At 46.1% G+C, this 15,439-nt stretch carries 11 protein-coding genes and 3 tRNA genes; 11 read left to right on the top strand and 3 right to left on the bottom strand.

Annotation, left to right across the window (positions count from 1 at the left end; translation table 11 throughout):
• The first annotated feature begins 28 nt into the window (after positions 1-28).
• From EHQ17_RS10750 to EHQ17_RS10740, 3 genes are all read left to right on the top strand, one after another.
• The gene (locus tag EHQ17_RS10750; RefSeq protein WP_135594670.1) at positions 29-2,656 is read left to right on the top strand and encodes a bifunctional uridylyltransferase/uridylyl-removing protein GlnD; all 2,628 of its coding nucleotides are present in this window, start codon (positions 29-31) and stop codon (positions 2,654-2,656) included.
• 228 nt (positions 2,657-2,884) lie between these two features.
• A complete protein-coding gene (locus EHQ17_RS10745; protein WP_135594672.1) occupies positions 2,885-4,582 on the top strand; it encodes an acyl-CoA dehydrogenase family protein in 1,698 nt (565 codons plus the stop codon).
• Between the two features lie 679 nt (positions 4,583-5,261).
• A complete protein-coding gene (locus EHQ17_RS10740) occupies positions 5,262-6,932 on the top strand; it encodes a hypothetical protein (RefSeq protein WP_425460703.1) in 1,671 nt (556 codons plus the stop codon).
• Positions 6,933-6,965: 33 nt separating this feature from the next.
• Here the strand turns inward: EHQ17_RS10740 and EHQ17_RS10735 are convergent, their stop codons facing one another.
• Positions 6,966-7,661 (bottom strand): TetR/AcrR family transcriptional regulator, encoded by a 696-nt coding sequence (locus tag EHQ17_RS10735; protein WP_135594674.1) that lies wholly within the window; start codon positions 7,659-7,661, stop codon positions 6,966-6,968.
• Positions 7,662-7,665: 4 nt separating this feature from the next.
• Positions 7,666-10,782: an efflux RND transporter permease subunit gene (locus EHQ17_RS10730; protein WP_135594676.1), complete on the bottom strand. Its 3,117-nt coding sequence runs from the start codon at positions 10,780-10,782 to the stop codon at positions 7,666-7,668.
• Between the two features lie 346 nt (positions 10,783-11,128).
• On the opposite strand from EHQ17_RS10730, the gene sppA reads away from it, so the two are divergent.
• The 7 genes from sppA to EHQ17_RS10695 all read left to right on the top strand — a co-directional run bounded on the left by sppA (position 11,129) and on the right by EHQ17_RS10695 (position 14,430).
• The gene (gene sppA, locus EHQ17_RS10725) at positions 11,129-12,082 is read left to right on the top strand and encodes a signal peptide peptidase SppA (protein ID WP_135594678.1); all 954 of its coding nucleotides are present in this window, start codon (positions 11,129-11,131) and stop codon (positions 12,080-12,082) included.
• Positions 12,083-12,088: 6 nt separating this feature from the next.
• Complete coding sequence (locus tag EHQ17_RS10720) at positions 12,089-12,688, top strand: hypothetical protein (RefSeq protein WP_135594680.1); 600 nt, start codon at positions 12,089-12,091, stop codon at positions 12,686-12,688.
• Positions 12,685-13,443 (top strand): 5'/3'-nucleotidase SurE, encoded by a 759-nt coding sequence (gene surE / locus EHQ17_RS10715; protein ID WP_135594682.1) that lies wholly within the window; start codon positions 12,685-12,687, stop codon positions 13,441-13,443. Before EHQ17_RS10720 ends, surE begins: the two co-directional genes overlap by 4 nt.
• Complete coding sequence (locus EHQ17_RS10710) at positions 13,427-14,134, top strand: tetratricopeptide repeat protein (protein ID WP_135594684.1); 708 nt, start codon at positions 13,427-13,429, stop codon at positions 14,132-14,134. The genes surE and EHQ17_RS10710 overlap by 17 nt, the downstream gene beginning before the upstream one ends.
• A gap of 35 nt (positions 14,135-14,169) precedes the next feature.
• Positions 14,170-14,241, top strand: a tRNA-Pro gene (locus tag EHQ17_RS10705).
• Positions 14,242-14,262: 21 nt separating this feature from the next.
• Positions 14,263-14,339: transfer RNA gene (locus tag EHQ17_RS10700), tRNA-Arg, on the top strand.
• A 15-nt stretch (positions 14,340-14,354) separates the two neighbouring features.
• Positions 14,355-14,430, top strand: a tRNA-His gene (locus EHQ17_RS10695).
• Between the two features lie 34 nt (positions 14,431-14,464).
• Here EHQ17_RS10695 and EHQ17_RS10690 read toward each other — a convergent pair.
• Complete coding sequence (locus EHQ17_RS10690) at positions 14,465-15,091, bottom strand: hypothetical protein (protein WP_135594686.1); 627 nt, start codon at positions 15,089-15,091, stop codon at positions 14,465-14,467.
• Positions 15,092-15,173: 82 nt separating this feature from the next.
• Here EHQ17_RS10690 and EHQ17_RS10685 point away from each other — a divergent pair.
• Positions 15,174-15,439 (top strand): NAD-dependent epimerase/dehydratase family protein (locus EHQ17_RS10685; RefSeq protein WP_135736179.1); only part of this gene is annotated, 266 nt, incomplete at its 3' end.

Raw genomic sequence — 15,439 nt, 5'->3', positions numbered from 1 at the left:
TAAAAAGTAGTTTACATTTTTATAATATATGCCTCTTCAACTCGATATCGCGTATAGTTTTCAAAGGCTTTTGGAAAAAAGCAAAAACGTCGGCGGACGTCTCGTTTCGCGGCAACTTACGCATATAGTCGATTCCTTCATACTTTCCCGGTTTGAAACTTCCGGAGTGGAGTTCAAGTCGGGCGACGAACTTTGTCTGGTCGCGATGGGCGGTTACGGAAGAATGGAATTGTCTCCCCATTCCGATATCGATCTTCTTTATCTTCACAACGGAATCAAGGAACAAAGACTCGAGGCGGTAATCTCGAAGATCAACACCTATCTTTACGATTCCGGCAAAGAAGTCGGACACGCTTGTAGAACGATCAAGGAATGTTTCCGTTATTTGGACGATATGTCCTCTTATCACGCTTTTTTGGACTCTCGATTTTTGGCGGGTTCGAGGGCTTTATTCGAAAAGTTTAAAGCGGACTTCCTCGAGAAACTCCCCGAAAAACGCACCAAATACTACAACGAAACGAAGGAAGAGATTCTTTCCTCGCGATTCCTCAAAGAAGAACGCCCTATTTTGTTAAGCGAACCGAATCTCAAAACGGATCTTTGCGGGTTGCGCGATATCCAATACATGTTCTGGATGGAAAAGTCGGTCCGCAATCTTCCCTCTCTCGGAGGACTTTCTATCCTGCCCGTTTTTCAAAGAGGGGAAATCCAACTGCTCCAGGAAGCGTACGACTTCCTACTACGGACCCGCATCGCGATGCACGTTTTGACCGGACGAAAAACGGATCGTCTGGATCTCAATCTGCAACAGGAGGTCGCCGAATACCTCGGCTTCGGAACCAAGTCCGAACTTTCCTCCGTCGAAAAATTCATGCACGTTCTTTACGAACACCAGAAGAACATCTACTTTATCATCAGAACGTATCTGGATTCCATCATAGAAAAAAGAAAAAGTTCGGAAGGAGAGAGTTTTCCGTACGAAAATCTCCACTTTTTCAGGATCGGGGACACGGTTTTTCCGCCGGTGATCGGAACTATATTCACGAATCCTCATACGATTTACAGGGACGTTATGCTCTCTTTTCGTATGATTCAGGAAAGGAATCTGCAGGTATCGGGAACCCTTCTCAACGAGTTTCGTTTCGCTTCCAATTTTTTGGACGACGACTTCAAATATTCCCCCGAAGTAAACGAGGAATTCCTAAAGATCCTGAGAACTCCGAAGGAGAGAGGACGAGTTCTGAAATTGATGCACGAATCCGGAATTCTGGGTGCGATTTTGCCCGAGTTCGGAGCCTGTACGAATTTTCCGCTCTTCAGTTACCATCATGAATTTACGGTCGATGAACATACTCTTTTGATTCTTCACGAACTGGACGTGTTGGACCGGAAACGATTTCCGGATCCGGAAGTACAGAAGGCATACGACGAATGTTCCAAGGCGGAACTTCTAGCTCTTGCCGTTTTGTTGCACGACGCGGGGAAGGTCAAAGAGGGAGATCACTCCGAATACGGAGCCGAACTCGCCGTCTCCGTGGGGGATCGCCTCGGTTTGAGCGAAGAGGATACGGATCTTTGCCGTTTCCTCGTGGAAAAACACACCCTTATGTCCGAGCTGAGTTCCAAGCGGGACATTTCCGATCCTAAGTTGATCTTCAATTTCGCAAGAACGGTCGGAAGTCGGGAAAGATTAAGAAAACTTTATATTCTTACCGTGATCGACACGAAGTCCGTCGGTTCCGGCGTTTTGACGAATTGGAAAAGTTCCATACTAAACACTCTTTATCTGAATACGATTCCGTATCTCGTAAACGATTCCAAAAACGCTCCCGACGATTCTCCGAAGCGCGACGTACAATTGGACAATCTGAAAACGTATCTGATTTCCAAGGAAGGCCTGGACGAGGATATTTCCAAGGCGGTCATCCGTTTTGCCGACGAGGTGATTCCTTCCTCCTATTTGAACACGGTTTCCAACCGCAAAATATTAAAGAATTTTAAAGCGGTAGGTTTGTTGGCGAGAAACGAATCCATCGGTATGATTTTCGAGGCGGAGCAGGATCCGGCCTTCGTGACGATCGATGTCGTTACGGTTCATCGTCCTGAAATTCTTCTGGATCTTTCCTGCGCAGTTTCGTCGGAGGGTTTGAGTCTTCTCGGTATGAAGAGTTATACGTTAGGCGAATTTTGGATCAACTCCGTTCAGGTGATCGATTCCGCCGGAGGAGGGAATTTACCTTCCGAAAAATTGGAACGTCTCGAGTCGAAATTGAAGGCGATCTCTTCGGGTAATTTAAGACGGGAAAGTATCGCGTTTCAAAGGACCGATTGGAATCCTAGAAAACCCGCTCCGGAAAGTATCGTCAATCGATCCGTGATGTTCGACAACGCCGATCTCGCCGACGTTACGATCATGGAAGTGCGTATGCCGGACTCGGTGGGATTGGTATATAAAATTCTTCAGATCATTCTGGAGTCGGATCTTAAGGTGCGATATCTCCGCGTTTCGACTAGCGCCGATTATGCGTATGATTCCTTCTATCTTCAAACGGCGGATGGTTCTAAGATAGAGGATTCGGAATTACTTTCCAAACTCAGGGATAAAATCCTCAAACTCCAGTTCACCGAACACTCGATAGGCGAGATTCCGATCTGACAACGGATCGTTCTCTCGCGTATCGTTTCGAAACTTCGACCGTTTTAGTCCTACGGAAACTTATATCGGTCGATCCCGATCGTCCGTCTTTTACACGTTAGCGTCGCTTGATCGGTTGCGATTTTTTCGCTCGCCCCAAAAACCGGGCCGGGTTATACTCTCCAAAGAATCGTATTTACGAATTCCAAATACAATACGATCCTTCGACCGAAGGAACCGGAGAATCACATGCAATATCCGTCGAATCAATCCACCAATCCAGCGCTTGCAAGTTTCGACATTTCCGATTATAAGGGCAATCGGGGAAAAAATTTCTACGAAGAAGATCGGGTTTTGCAAACCGTCGTAGAGAAATATTCCGAAGGATACGACGCTGCGCATAAAAAGGCGATGATCGATCATCTTTCCGGATACGGTTCTCTTGTCGGCGGAATTCTGGACGAACTGACCGACGCTTCCCACAAAGAAGGAAAATACGGTGAGATCGTCAAATACGACCGCACCGGAAATCGTATCGATCAAGTCGTGTATTCCAACGAACAAAAACTTTCCAGAAAAATTTCCTATGACTACGGAATCGTGAATCTAAATTATCATTCCTCTTGGAAACATCCGTTTACGGACCTTCATCGTTACGCTCTTACCTATTTGTCCAATCAAAACGGAGAAGGGGGCGTAACGTGTCCGCTTGCGATGACCGAAGGTATGATCAAGGTTTTGGAAGCGCTCGGTACTCCGGAACAGAAGGATAAATTCCTGACGATGGTCGCAGGAGAGGGAAGTTCCTCTCATTTTATGGCGGGTCAATATGTGACCGAACGCGTCGGAGGTTCGAACGTCAGCGCAAACCGTACGATCGCGAGAAAACGGGAGAACGGAAAATGGATTCTAACCGGAGAGAAATGGTTCTGCTCCAATCCGGGGGACGTTTGGGTTACGACAGCGCGCGTCGAGGATTCGAGTACGATCGGGCTTTTTTTGGTTCCGAGGATCAAAGACGACGGTACGTTAAACGGACATCATATTCTTCGTAAGAAAGACATCATCGGTTCCCGGGGAAAACTTACCGTGGAAATCGTCTACGACGGAGTCGAGGCCGAGGCCTTGGGAAGACCCGCGCACGGGATCGCGAATCTGATCAAATACGTGATCGGAATTTCCAGACTTCACGTTTCTTTGGCCGCCTCCGGAATTTCGAGAAGGGCATGGATGGAAGCCTACGAATACGCGAAATTCAGGACGGCTTATGGAAGTAAAATATTAGAATTTTCTTCTTTGCTAAAGCAATTAAGCGATCAACGGTTGAAACATACGGCGATGCTCGCGTCCGTATTTCGTCATATCCACACTCCCGATTCTCTGAAACTCGCAGGAGAAGTTTTGGCCCCTCTGTTGAAATATAAATGTTCCTCGACTTCGACGGAAATCACGTACAACTCGATTTTGGTCCTCGGCGGAAACGGAATCGTAGGCGATTTTTCCGCGCTTCCAAGGTTACATAACGATTCCATCATAAACGAAACCTGGGAAGGAACACATCTGCTTCTCAGCGAACACGTGTTACGCGGTTTTAAACGAGAAAAGGTCGCCAAAGCGTTTTTTCAATATACGGAAGATATCACCGATTTCGAATCTCCCGCGGCGGAGACGATCCGCAAAAAATCCAAATTGCTTCGGGAAATCCTTGCGAATTCGGACGCGGAGGCTCTCGATCTCAATCGGATTTATATTTCAGACTTGGCGTTTGAAATATTCGCCTTAGCGTCGTTATCCGATCTTTCCGGTAAAAAAGCGCCCTCTCCGCAAAAAGACCTTTCCCTTTTTAGGGACGGTTATCTGGATTTGATCGATACGGGCGGAGGTTTTGCGGATAAGAGTCGTTTTAGCGGGGATTCGGAACGTCTGAAATCCGTAATTCATTATTAAGCGACATCACAAACGGCGTAAAAATCCTATTTTCTATTTTCCCCGCTTCCATCCCTAACTTCCCGTATTTCGTCCGGACTTGATTCGCGGTATCCGGATAGGAGTCGCCGCGACCGGGAAGGATCCGTTCCCGGGAATGGTTTTACATCGATCTCTCCGTTTTTTCCGAGAATACCGGCACGAGCCATGGAACGCGATCAAACGGTCCCTTTGGGTTCGATCCGGCGAGATGATCTCCGGCGGGGAATATTCTATTTTTATAAAGTAGTTCCGCGTGTACTTTCGTACGACCGGGAGCGAGTATTCGATCTTTTACAAGTTCGGAAGTTCCGCTCTTCCGGACGATCGGATACGAAGACGCGTCGAACGGGATTTCGAATGATATCCGCCATCCTGCACTTCTTCCTGCGACTGCGTCGGTAAAGTTTTCTTCGCTTCGAAAAGATCGGTGCGATCCGTCGTTCCGAGAAATGAGGTCGTATAAACTATCCAAGCGCCTAACACGGTCTTTTATCCGCGTCGGATTTCGTTTCGTAACGTTTCCGTGGAAAACTCGGTTTTTGTAATCGAAATGAAATATTCCCCTAATCCTTTTGTAACCTGAATGAAATATACATCTCAAACAGGTTACAAAAGGAGAGTTCGGCCGGGAAAAATTACATTCCGGTTTCAGAGTAAGATGAAAGTAAAAATGAAAAAGCGGAAACCCTCGATCGAATGCGGATTGGCGCGGATCTCCGTCATCGGCGTTTTATTCGTTTTTGGAACGGGGCTTTGGTCGCAGGATAAACCGAATTCCACCCCGGACCCGAAGGCCCAGGAAAATACGAAAAAGGAATTTTACGAAGACAACGAGACGGGTTTGATTTATACGAAACCCGGTCCGAACCGGACCAAAATCGATTCCTTCGTTCGGGAGAATTTTCCAGAACGAAAGGAGATGCAACTTCCCAATCACTTCCGACATAGACCCGATAAGTTGAACGAGGAAAAATTGGTCATCGCTGCAAGAACACAATTCCGAGGCGTAAGCGGCAGCAAAGAATCACCCTTTTCCGGAAACGAGGATTTTAACACGGTAGACGCCAACTTTAGAAGATTGAGACTAGGATTCTTTTATCAAGGCGCGAAGTGGTGGGGTTTCGCCACTCAGTTGCGTTTGGAAAACGCGTTGAACAGCCAATTCCTGAAGTTGACCAAGGATAAAACCTCCGGCGACGTCAAAGACGTTACGCTAAACGATTCGCGCGGTTTGATCCACGAAGCGGTTGTTTGGCTGAACATTCCGTTTATGAGTTCGCGTTTCACCGTTGGTCAGATCAACGTTCCGTTTAACAGGGAATATATCCAGAGTTCGGCTAACTTCGTTTATTTGGAACGTTCTTTGATCACCAACGTTCTTCCGCAGTTCGATATCGGAGCCATGATCGCGTTCCATCCTTTGGAATTGATCGATAAAAAATATACGAGACATCTTTCCGTCCATGCTTTCATCGGAAACGGTCACGGAGGCGGAGGCGATTACGGTTACGGCAGAAGACAAGACAACACGGCAACCAGACAAAATCTTCCGCAACTCCTCGCTCCCGTTTATTACGGTAGAATTCAATACAACGTCTTCGGCGGTCTAGTCAAAGCGGACAAGGATATCGGTTGGGTGGAGGGCGACGAAATTTTTCAGAACGACGCCAAGTTGTCCTTCGGAGCCGGTCTCGCACAAACTACGCAGGTTAAAACGGCGCAGCCGATTCCGTTGGAATATCTTTATAAAAATCAAGCCGCTCCGAAACTGATCCTCCAGCAAACGACTCCGACGGGGGGCTCCGATCCTACGGGACTACATTCCGATTATCTCGCGGACCGTTCCGTCACCACACCCGGGCGTCCCAATCTGGGAATCGTCGGCCATACCTACGACATGACGTTTACGTGGAAGGGTTTTTATCTCAACGGAGCTTGGAGCAAATTCTCCGGTTCGGCCGCCAATCAAGTTATGGGATATCACGGTACGATCGGTTACAACATTCATCTTTACGAATCGAAATACATCATGCCGGTTTTTAAGTTCGAGTTCGTAAAAGGCGATTGGAATCAGAACCAGAGTTTCGATCCGGGAGAAGCGTATTACATCTATTGGGCGGGAATCAATCTTCTCGGAGATTATCATCTGTATAAGGTCCAGTTGTTCTTCCAACAGATGCATACGAATTCGGCGAAACATTATTTCCTGCATACGACGGACAACCGGGATTCAAGAGCGGTTTATCTCCAGTTTCAAGCCAACTTTTGGACAGGGACTTCCTCTCCTGAAAACGTTTCGGGTGGTTCGATTTACAGACAGGATTATTAAACGACTTGGGATTAATACGCGGAGCGGATTCGTTCAGGAAACGACGAGCAAGGAACGGTCGAATAGTTTCAAAACGGAGTCGATTTGAATTTCCGGTTTCCGCGTATGAATCAGGGAATACGCCTGATTGATTCCGAAACCGTCCGTCATATAACGGAAAAGTACGAAAATCTCCTCGCGATCGAAATCCTTGCTTAGATAATTACGATTTTGTCCGATTCGGATCATCTTCAAATGATACCGATGATACAGACGGTTGTAGTATTCGATTTTGGATTTCAACTTGTCCTTGGTCATGATCTCGTTCGTGAGAAATTGGTAACACACCCTGGAAAGTTCCTTCTTCGATTCGATTTCGTGTAGGATAGGTTTCAGAAAATTTTCCCGTATATCGACGGAGCTTGTACAACGTGCGAAAAGGGATTTTGCGATTTCCAGATCCTTTCTCGCGGCGTAGTCGATTAGGATATAGATGAGATCGTCCTTACTTTTGAAATGTTCGTAGAACGTCCCTTTGGCGAATCCGGCCTGCGCAGTGATGTCCTCGACCCTCGCTTCGTGAAAGCCCTTATTTCCGAAAACGAGAAGGGTCGATTCCAAAAGTTTGTTTTTCGTTTCCTGCGATTTTTTGGATTCCTTTCCGGATGTGGGATAATAGGCCCCGAAACCGGGAAAATATTTCTTTCCCGGTTCGTTCGTTTCCGCGCTCGTCTTAGCCGTTTTAGACAAGAACTTATTTCCTTTGTGCGGCCGGTTTCCTTTTGAATTTAGAGGTTAGGTCGTTGAACACCGAAAGAGTAACGGGAACGTATAAAAGACTGCCTAACGTTCCGAAACCCAATCCCCAGCCCAAGGCCAACGTCATAGGAATGAGTACGGGATCGGAACCGCCCACGCTGTACGCCGTAGGTAACAAACCGGCGACTGTCGTCAACGTAGTCAAAAGGATCGGTCTGAATCTTCTTTGACTCGCTTCGATTAGAATTTCGTCCATAGTCGCGTTCGAATTTTTTCGGATCGAATCGATACAATCCACGAGAACGATCGATGCGTTGACTAAAACTCCCGCGAGACCGATGATTCCGATCATCGCGAGAAAGCTGATCGATTTTCCGGACAACGGAAAGCCGATCACGATTCCGATGATTCCCAAAGGAATCGTGCTTAGGATCAGGACCGGTTTCCAGAAACTGCGTATCGTCAAAGCGAGAATTCCGAAAATTCCGAAGATGGCGATCAAACCCGCTTTCGCAAGAGAGGTCATCGATCTTTGTGTGTCTTTTTCCTCTCCGCCGAAAGAGATCGATACGCCGGGGTATTGTCTTTCGATGAGCGGTTTGAATTCGTCCGCGACCCTTTGGTTCGCGTCATGCGCCGTTATCTGATCCAACTTTACGTCGCCGTTTACCGTGATGGCCCTTTCAAAATCCTTGTGAGCGAGAAGTTCCGGAGATTCGATCAGATCCATCTTGGAGATTTTCGCCAAGTTGGTGATGTTGCCCGCCTTGTTTCTCAGAGGAATAGTTTTTATCTCGTTCGGGTTTTTGCGGAAGTCCTTGTCGTAAAGAACTCTCAGATAGATTTTCGTTCTTCCTTTTCGGACCGTTCCTGCTCTTTCACCGTCGTATGCGGCGCGTAAACCGTTGGCCGCCGAAAGTGTCGATACTCCGGTGAAACTTTCCAAACCTTCGTCGAGTTGAATGTACATCTGCTTACGACCGAAACGATAATCGTCGCGGACGGAAAATACTCCCGGAATCGATTTTAGAAAAGATTGAAGTTCGTTGGAAATCTTCTTTAGAGTTTCGTAATCTTTTCCCTGGATGGAAATCGTGATGGGAGCTCCGATCGGAGGAGCGTTTCCGAATTCCTCCAGAAAGAGTTCGTTGACTCCCGGAGTTTTTCTGAGATCCGCTTCGATGGATTTTAGAATTTCGGATGCTTTTCTTTTACGGGTCGATTCCGGGGTAAGATAAATCAGAACCACGCCGAGGTTTTCGCCGAAACGGGAAAGCGGATCGTCCGGATCGGTTTGTTGTACTCCTATTTTGGTCGAATAACTTACCAGTTCTCCTTTGGGAATCTTTTGAACGACGTTCTCCATATACTTCATCTTCTCGCGCGTTTGAAAGATGCGCGACGTCGGAGAGAATTCTGCCTTGATCATGATGATCTCGATGTCCTCTTTCGGAAAGAGAATGAAGTCCATCTGCGACATTACTCCGCAGGATCCGAAGACGAGGAGGAGGATTACGGCGAACGAACTTTTTTTATGTCTGATGTTGAAGGAAACGAGTCTCGAGAATCGATCTTCGAGGGATGCGAAAATGGAATCCATCTTCCTGCGAAACGGGCTTTTGATCTTCATCTGATCGGGAGTTTTTGCGAATGCGGCGATTCTCGCGGGAAGAAAGAGGAAGGATTCCACCAAACTCGCGGTGAGAGCGACGATGACGACTAACGGTATTTCCCAGATGAATTTTCCCATGATCCCGGTCATAAAGAGCATCGGCAAAAACGCGGTTACGGTCGTTAGATACGATCCGAAAATGGGAATGATCATTTCGACCGTTCCCCGGAGGGAAGCCGTGAACGAATCGTTCTTTTCCGCGAGATATGTATAGATGTTTTCGGAGATGACTATGGAGTTATCGACCAACATACCGAGGGAAATGATGAGCCCCATCATCGAAATCATGTTAAACGAAACGTCGAAAAAAGGAAGGACCGAGAAGGTCATCAACATCGAGAACGGAAGCGAAAGCGAAGTAAGGGTGGCCGTTCTAAAATCCAAAAACAGAAATAGGATTCCGAAGACGATCGCGAATCCTATCAGTGCGTTCGAAGTGACCACGTTCAGTCGATTTTTCGTTCGTTTGGCTTCGTCGTTTAGGATGAAAGTCTTCATTCCCGAAGGATACGTTTTGGAAAGTTCTTCCAGGCGTTTGTGGACGTTTTGGGCGACTTCGATCGCGTCCGCTCTTTCCTTTTTGATTACGGAAAGTGTCAACCCTTGTTTTCCGTTTGCGATGGCGAGGAAGCGGGGATATTCGAACGTGTCCTCCACTCTCGCGAGATCCGCCAATTTTACGGTGGAGAAAATCTCGTTCGTCCGCGTGGGAATTTTTCCTATTTCGGAAGGATCTTTGAATTCTCCGTCGATTCTTAGATCGAATGCGTTTTCCGAATCCACCGACCCGGCCGGTAGATTTATATTCCTGTTGCGGATGGTCGTAGTGATGTCGTGAAGTTCGAGAGAGTATTGTTTTAGTTTATTCGCATTTACTAATATATGCCATTCACGATCGCGTTTGCCAAAAACGTCTACGCGCGCTACCCCCTGTATTTTTTCCAGTTCCAATTCTATGAATTCGGCGGTAGTATGAAGTTCGATCTCGTCCTTGCCGCCGAAAACGGAGAATTCTATGATCGGAAACGATCCGGATTTTCGCTCCGTCATTTTCGGTTTTTCCGTCACTTGAGCAGGAAAATCGGACATGGCGTTGTCCACCGCCCGTCGGATTTCGTTTAATACTTTTTCGGGATCCTTTTCTTCGAGGTTGACGCGTACGTCTATGTCCGAGACGGAATTCCGGGAAAAGGAGCGGATCTCGTCGATTCCGTCGATCTCTTTCAATCGTTCCTCGATCGGATATGTGACTCTAAGTTCGACGTCTGCGGGGGAGGCGCCCGGAAATTTGGTGGAGATCACCATTTGTTTCATGTCCACGTTCGGAAAGGCGTCCCGTCGCAAACCGAGGAGCGAGACGATTCCGGAGAGGAAGATAAAGGTCATTCCTAAATACATGAAGAGGCGATTTTTGATGAACGATTCTATGAGTGATTTCATAAATTTCTGACTGACTGGTCAGTCTTTGAGGGCGATCTTTCGTGTCAACGGGGAAATTGCGGGAACTCCACGTCAAAACACGGAAGGACATCCTGGACAACGGATGAGGTTAGCGGTGAGGCGGGGGAAGCGGCTCGGTTTATGTCTTATTTTGGCTACATGAACCGAAATCCCGGCGATCTTCATTTCTGTCCCCGGATTCGTCGGAGAAAGCTGGGGGGTCCATCCGAATTCACCGAATCGTCCGTAACTCGGAAAATTTGCGGGAACTCCCCACGTTTCCCCTATACGGCTTTCGCCCCTTATTTCATTGACACCGCTTGTAGGGAAGAATCTGATCTCAACTGTGGAAAGAAACCGACTTGCCCTAGCAATCACATTTGTTCTCACCATTTTGTCCGTTCTCATCGGACTCGTAAATATATCCCTTGCGACGAGTACCACCAAATACTCCCGAACTTCCGGAGGAACCTTTTTTAGCACCGCACCGATCGGAGCGGCGCTCATCAAAGTGGAAGGCGAGATCCATTCCGGACATTCTACCTTCGAATCGACCGGTTCGGAAACGATTCTGCAGAAGCTGAGAGATATAGAAGATAATCCTAATATTAAAGGAATCTTAATCGAAATCAATTCTCCGGGAGGAACCGTCGGAGCGTCTCAGGAAATTTATAACGAATTGATGCGCCTGAGAAAGACTCGAAAGATCGTCGTGTCGATGAAGGATATGGCGGCTTCGGGAGGATATTACATCGCTTCCGCAGCGGATAAAATATTCGCGTTATCGGGAACGATCACCGGTTCTATCGGGGTGATCGCGATGGCCCCGAATATCAAGGGTTTGTTGGATCGATACGGCGTAAAGATGCGTACTTATAAGGAAGGGAAATATAAGGATTCGCTTTCCTTGTTTCGAGATTCCACTCCCGAAGAAGACGAGATGATACAAAAGATGCTTTCCGATACCTACACGGAATTCGTTCAGGACGTCGCAAAAGGAAGAAATCAAACCGTAAAGTCGGTACAGGGATTGGCGGAAGGAAGAATTTATTCCGGACAAGACGCGTTCCGCAACAAACTTGTGGATGAAATCGGCGGAAGACAAGAGGCGCTTGAAGAATTATCGAGGCTTTGTCAATACGACGGAGAAATTCCCCTTTACGAAGAGGAGGAATCTCCTTTTGACCGTTTGTTTATGATGTTGGGTGCGAAGTTGGATTCCTTTTCGAACGAAAGAATTTTCTTCAAAGAATTTAGGAACTCCCCCGTTCTTGTGATTCTTCCGCATGCTCTTAGGTAAAAATTCTTGAAAGATTTATTCAATTCCGTTCTCGAACTTCTGGAAGCGGTTCTGTATGAACCGATACGTTTGGAAACCGCGTTAGCTAATCTTTCCGAAAAAAATACGAATCTTTTTTCCTGGTTCGTTATGATTCCGAGCGCGTTGAGCGTTTCCGTCGGAGCGACTTATCTTTCTCCACCTTATACGAGCGGATCGATCACTTTGATTTTGGTGGCTTTCGCAGCGAATCTGTCTTTGATTTCCACCTTGCCATTGATCTTAGCGTCGGTGATAGATTTTCACGCTCAGAAAAAGCAAAGAACGGCTAACGTCAATTATACGTTCAATCTGTGTCGCTTCGGGACGGCGGTCCTCGTTTTTTTCGGCCCCTTGTCGATCCTATTGCGTGAAACGGGTCTAACGGGGGGAATCGGATATTTTCTGATTCTCCTATTTTTAATCGGTTATTATACGATGATCGTCTCCAGAGGAATTCAGTTCGTCTACGACTTAAAAACCTCCGACGCAATCCGTTTCTCGTTGACTTCGCTTATTATTACGGGATTTTTTCCGTTCGTTTTTTATCTGTATTTGTCCGGTTCGATTCTACATATTATTTTATGAATATATTGATTACGAACGACGACGGCATCGCCTCGTCGGGAATTAAAGCCTTAGAAACGGTCCTTCGGAAGGATCATGATACTTTTTTGATCGCTCCGTTGCGGGAACGTTCCGCGACTTCGATGGCTTTGTCCATCTACGATTCTATGCGCGTGGAAAGGATCAACGACAATCATTATATCGTAGACGGGTATCCGGCCGATTGTGTGAACATCGGCCTACACGGAGATATATTTCCCGCAATCGATCTGGTTCTTTCGGGAATCAATCGCGGAGTGAACATGGGGCACGACGTTCATTATTCTGGAACGGTCGGGGCGGCGAGACACGGCGCCATTCATAATAAACTATCGCTTGCCGTAAGTTCAGGAAATATCGATCGCGAATACGATTATATTAGAGAAGCTGAATTTGTTCGGGATTTTATCCGCGAATATTCCTCTCTGTTGAAAACGAGTTTCGTATATAACATGAATATTCCTTCCGATTTTTCAGCCTCGTTCGAAAACCTTCGCGTAACTAAACTGGGAAGACGCACTTACGTGGATACTTATTCCAAAAAGAATATCATCGGCGGGATCGCCGATTTTTATTTGGGCGGATCGGACTTGGGTCATTCTACGGAGGAAGGTGGAGACTTTGCGGCTTTTTTTTCCGGGAAAATTTCTCTTACGCCTTTATCGCTCGATCAAACCGAGTTTGCGGTTTTAGAGGATCTTTCCGCAACTTTGATTAAGAATGTCCGAAAAAGATAAAAAGAAAAAATCCTCTTCGTCAAAAAGGAGAATTCTTCAGGAGATAAACAAGGAGAATTTTCTGTTGGCGCTCACTCTGATAGATCGGGAGATTTCTTCCGGTGCGGAAGACCCGGAGTTATATTATAATTTTGCAATATGCTGTGCAAGGACCGGTAATTATAGAAAATGTGTTTCGGTTCTGAATGATCTTCTTGAAAAATTTCCGAGATTCGGAGAACGTGAAAATTCCTTTCTGTTGATTATCTTCTCTTTGATTCAAAATAAGGAATATGAAAAGGCTTTGGATAGATGTGAAGAACGTCTGAAACTTCAGGTTGACGATTTGAGGATTCTTTCCATGAAAGCCTTCGCGCTTGAAAAGTCGGGTAAAATAGACGGAGCGATTGAAACTCATAAAAGAATTTTAAGACTTCGTCCGGATCATAAAAACAGTCTGAATTCTTTGGGTTATCTTTTGATTCATCAGAGAGAAACGACCGAAGAAGAATGGAAATTGGCCACAGAATGTCTAAAGTCGGTTTTGAAAGAAGAACCGAACAATGCCGCTTATTTGGATTCCTTCGGGATTCTTCTTTCAAAGGTCGGTAAAAAAGAAGAGGCGATTTTTGCCTTTCGTAAGGCGTTGTCCGTACTTCCGACTCATCCTGAGATTCTGAGACATATTGAAAAAGTCGAAGACTCTACTTGACAGTGCGGGTTATTTTAAAAACATGGAGTCGGAAACGGGATGTAGCGCAGGGGTAGCGCATCTGCCTTGGGAGCAGAGGGTCGTAGGTTCAAATCCTATCATCCCGATTTTTCCGAAATCCTCCTCAAGACTCGGTAGCTCAGTTGGATAGAGCAACTGCCTTCTAAGCAGTGGGTCGGGGGTTCGAATCCCTCTCGGGTCACCAGGACAAACAGAGATGGAGAACGTAGCTCAGTTGGTAGAGCTCCAGTTTGTGGTACTGGCCGTCGCGGGTTCGATTCCCGTCGTTCTCCCCAGTTTTTGCGGGAACTCCCGGTTTTTCCTCTTCATTTAGTCCTCGCTGAGCCAAATGTCGCTCAAACAAAGTTTTGCGTTCACAAGTCCGTCTTTTTGTTCCGTCATCCAAGTTCCTTGAATTGTCCAGATGAACATGTTTTGCGGGAACTCTGCACTTTCCAGAGGGGAATAGAATTCACTTAGCGGAATTTCATAGTGAAGCAACTTTGAGAATTTTAAAATTCGCTCATTAATTACTTTATCTTTAGGCATTCTTAATTCTTTATCCATATCTATCGATTCTCGGAGAAGTATAGATATTTTAAGATCCGCGTGAGTTCCCGCACAGGCAACTATGTGCAGATGCCTCCAGTCAGAAATTACGGGCTTACCCGTTTTTAAGTGGTGAGTTTGTCTGAGCTCGACTTGAAAATCTTCTTTTTGTATCGATTCGCGCAACTTGGTCCAAGTTGTTTCAGGTTTTCTATCTAATAAATTTGCAATGTTGGAGTTGTTGTTAGATAAATAAGAATTCGTAAAATCAAAAACTAAAAATGGTGGCTGTTGTAGGTAAATTTCTACTTTCTTGTTCGTTGACTCAAATAGGTAAAGATTACCTGCGATGATTGTAATTGGAAATAGTAAAATTAAACAATAAGTCAGGACATTACTCTTAATCACATACCTATGTTGCGGGAACTCCCGTGTTTCGGCAACCAGATTCTATTTCAGTATAGCAAGGAAATTCGGCGGAGGAAATTTCATGAAAATAGGCATTGCCGGTGGAACAGGGTTGATCGGTTCAGCATTAGCATTAAGATTGATTGAAAGAGGTGAATACGTTAGAGTATTTAGCCGGTCTTCAAAATTACCGAGCATTTTTGTCGGAAAAACAGGAATTGAAATTAAGTCGAATCTCTTTCTTAAAGAGGATATAGAAGATCTTGACGGAATTATTAATCTTGCGGGCTCACCAATTGTTGGACGTCATTGGAATGAAAGTGCAAAAAATCTAATTCGCTCTTCCAG

This window comes from Leptospira gomenensis, from assembly GCF_004770155.1.
In the GTDB taxonomy this organism is placed as follows: Bacteria; Spirochaetota; Leptospiria; order Leptospirales; family Leptospiraceae; genus Leptospira; species Leptospira gomenensis.
This window is presented reverse-complemented; position numbering and strand designations above follow the sequence as displayed.

Excerpts from the sequence above, each read along its gene's own strand:
- EHQ17_RS10750 (WP_135594670.1), top strand. The coding sequence starts at position 29 with ATGCCTCTTCAACTCGATATCGCGTATAGTTTTCAAAGGCTTTTGGAA.
- EHQ17_RS10745 (WP_135594672.1), top strand. The coding sequence starts at position 2,885 with ATGCAATATCCGTCGAATCAATCCACCAATCCAGCGCTTGCAAGTTTC.
- EHQ17_RS10740 (WP_425460703.1), top strand. The coding sequence starts at position 5,262 with ATGAAAGTAAAAATGAAAAAGCGGAAACCCTCGATCGAATGCGGATTG.
- EHQ17_RS10730 (WP_135594676.1), bottom strand. The coding sequence starts at position 10,782 with ATGAAATCACTCATAGAATCGTTCATCAAAAATCGCCTCTTCATGTAT.
- surE (WP_135594682.1), top strand. The coding sequence starts at position 12,685 with ATGAATATATTGATTACGAACGACGACGGCATCGCCTCGTCGGGAATT.
- EHQ17_RS10710 (WP_135594684.1), top strand. The coding sequence starts at position 13,427 with ATGTCCGAAAAAGATAAAAAGAAAAAATCCTCTTCGTCAAAAAGGAGA.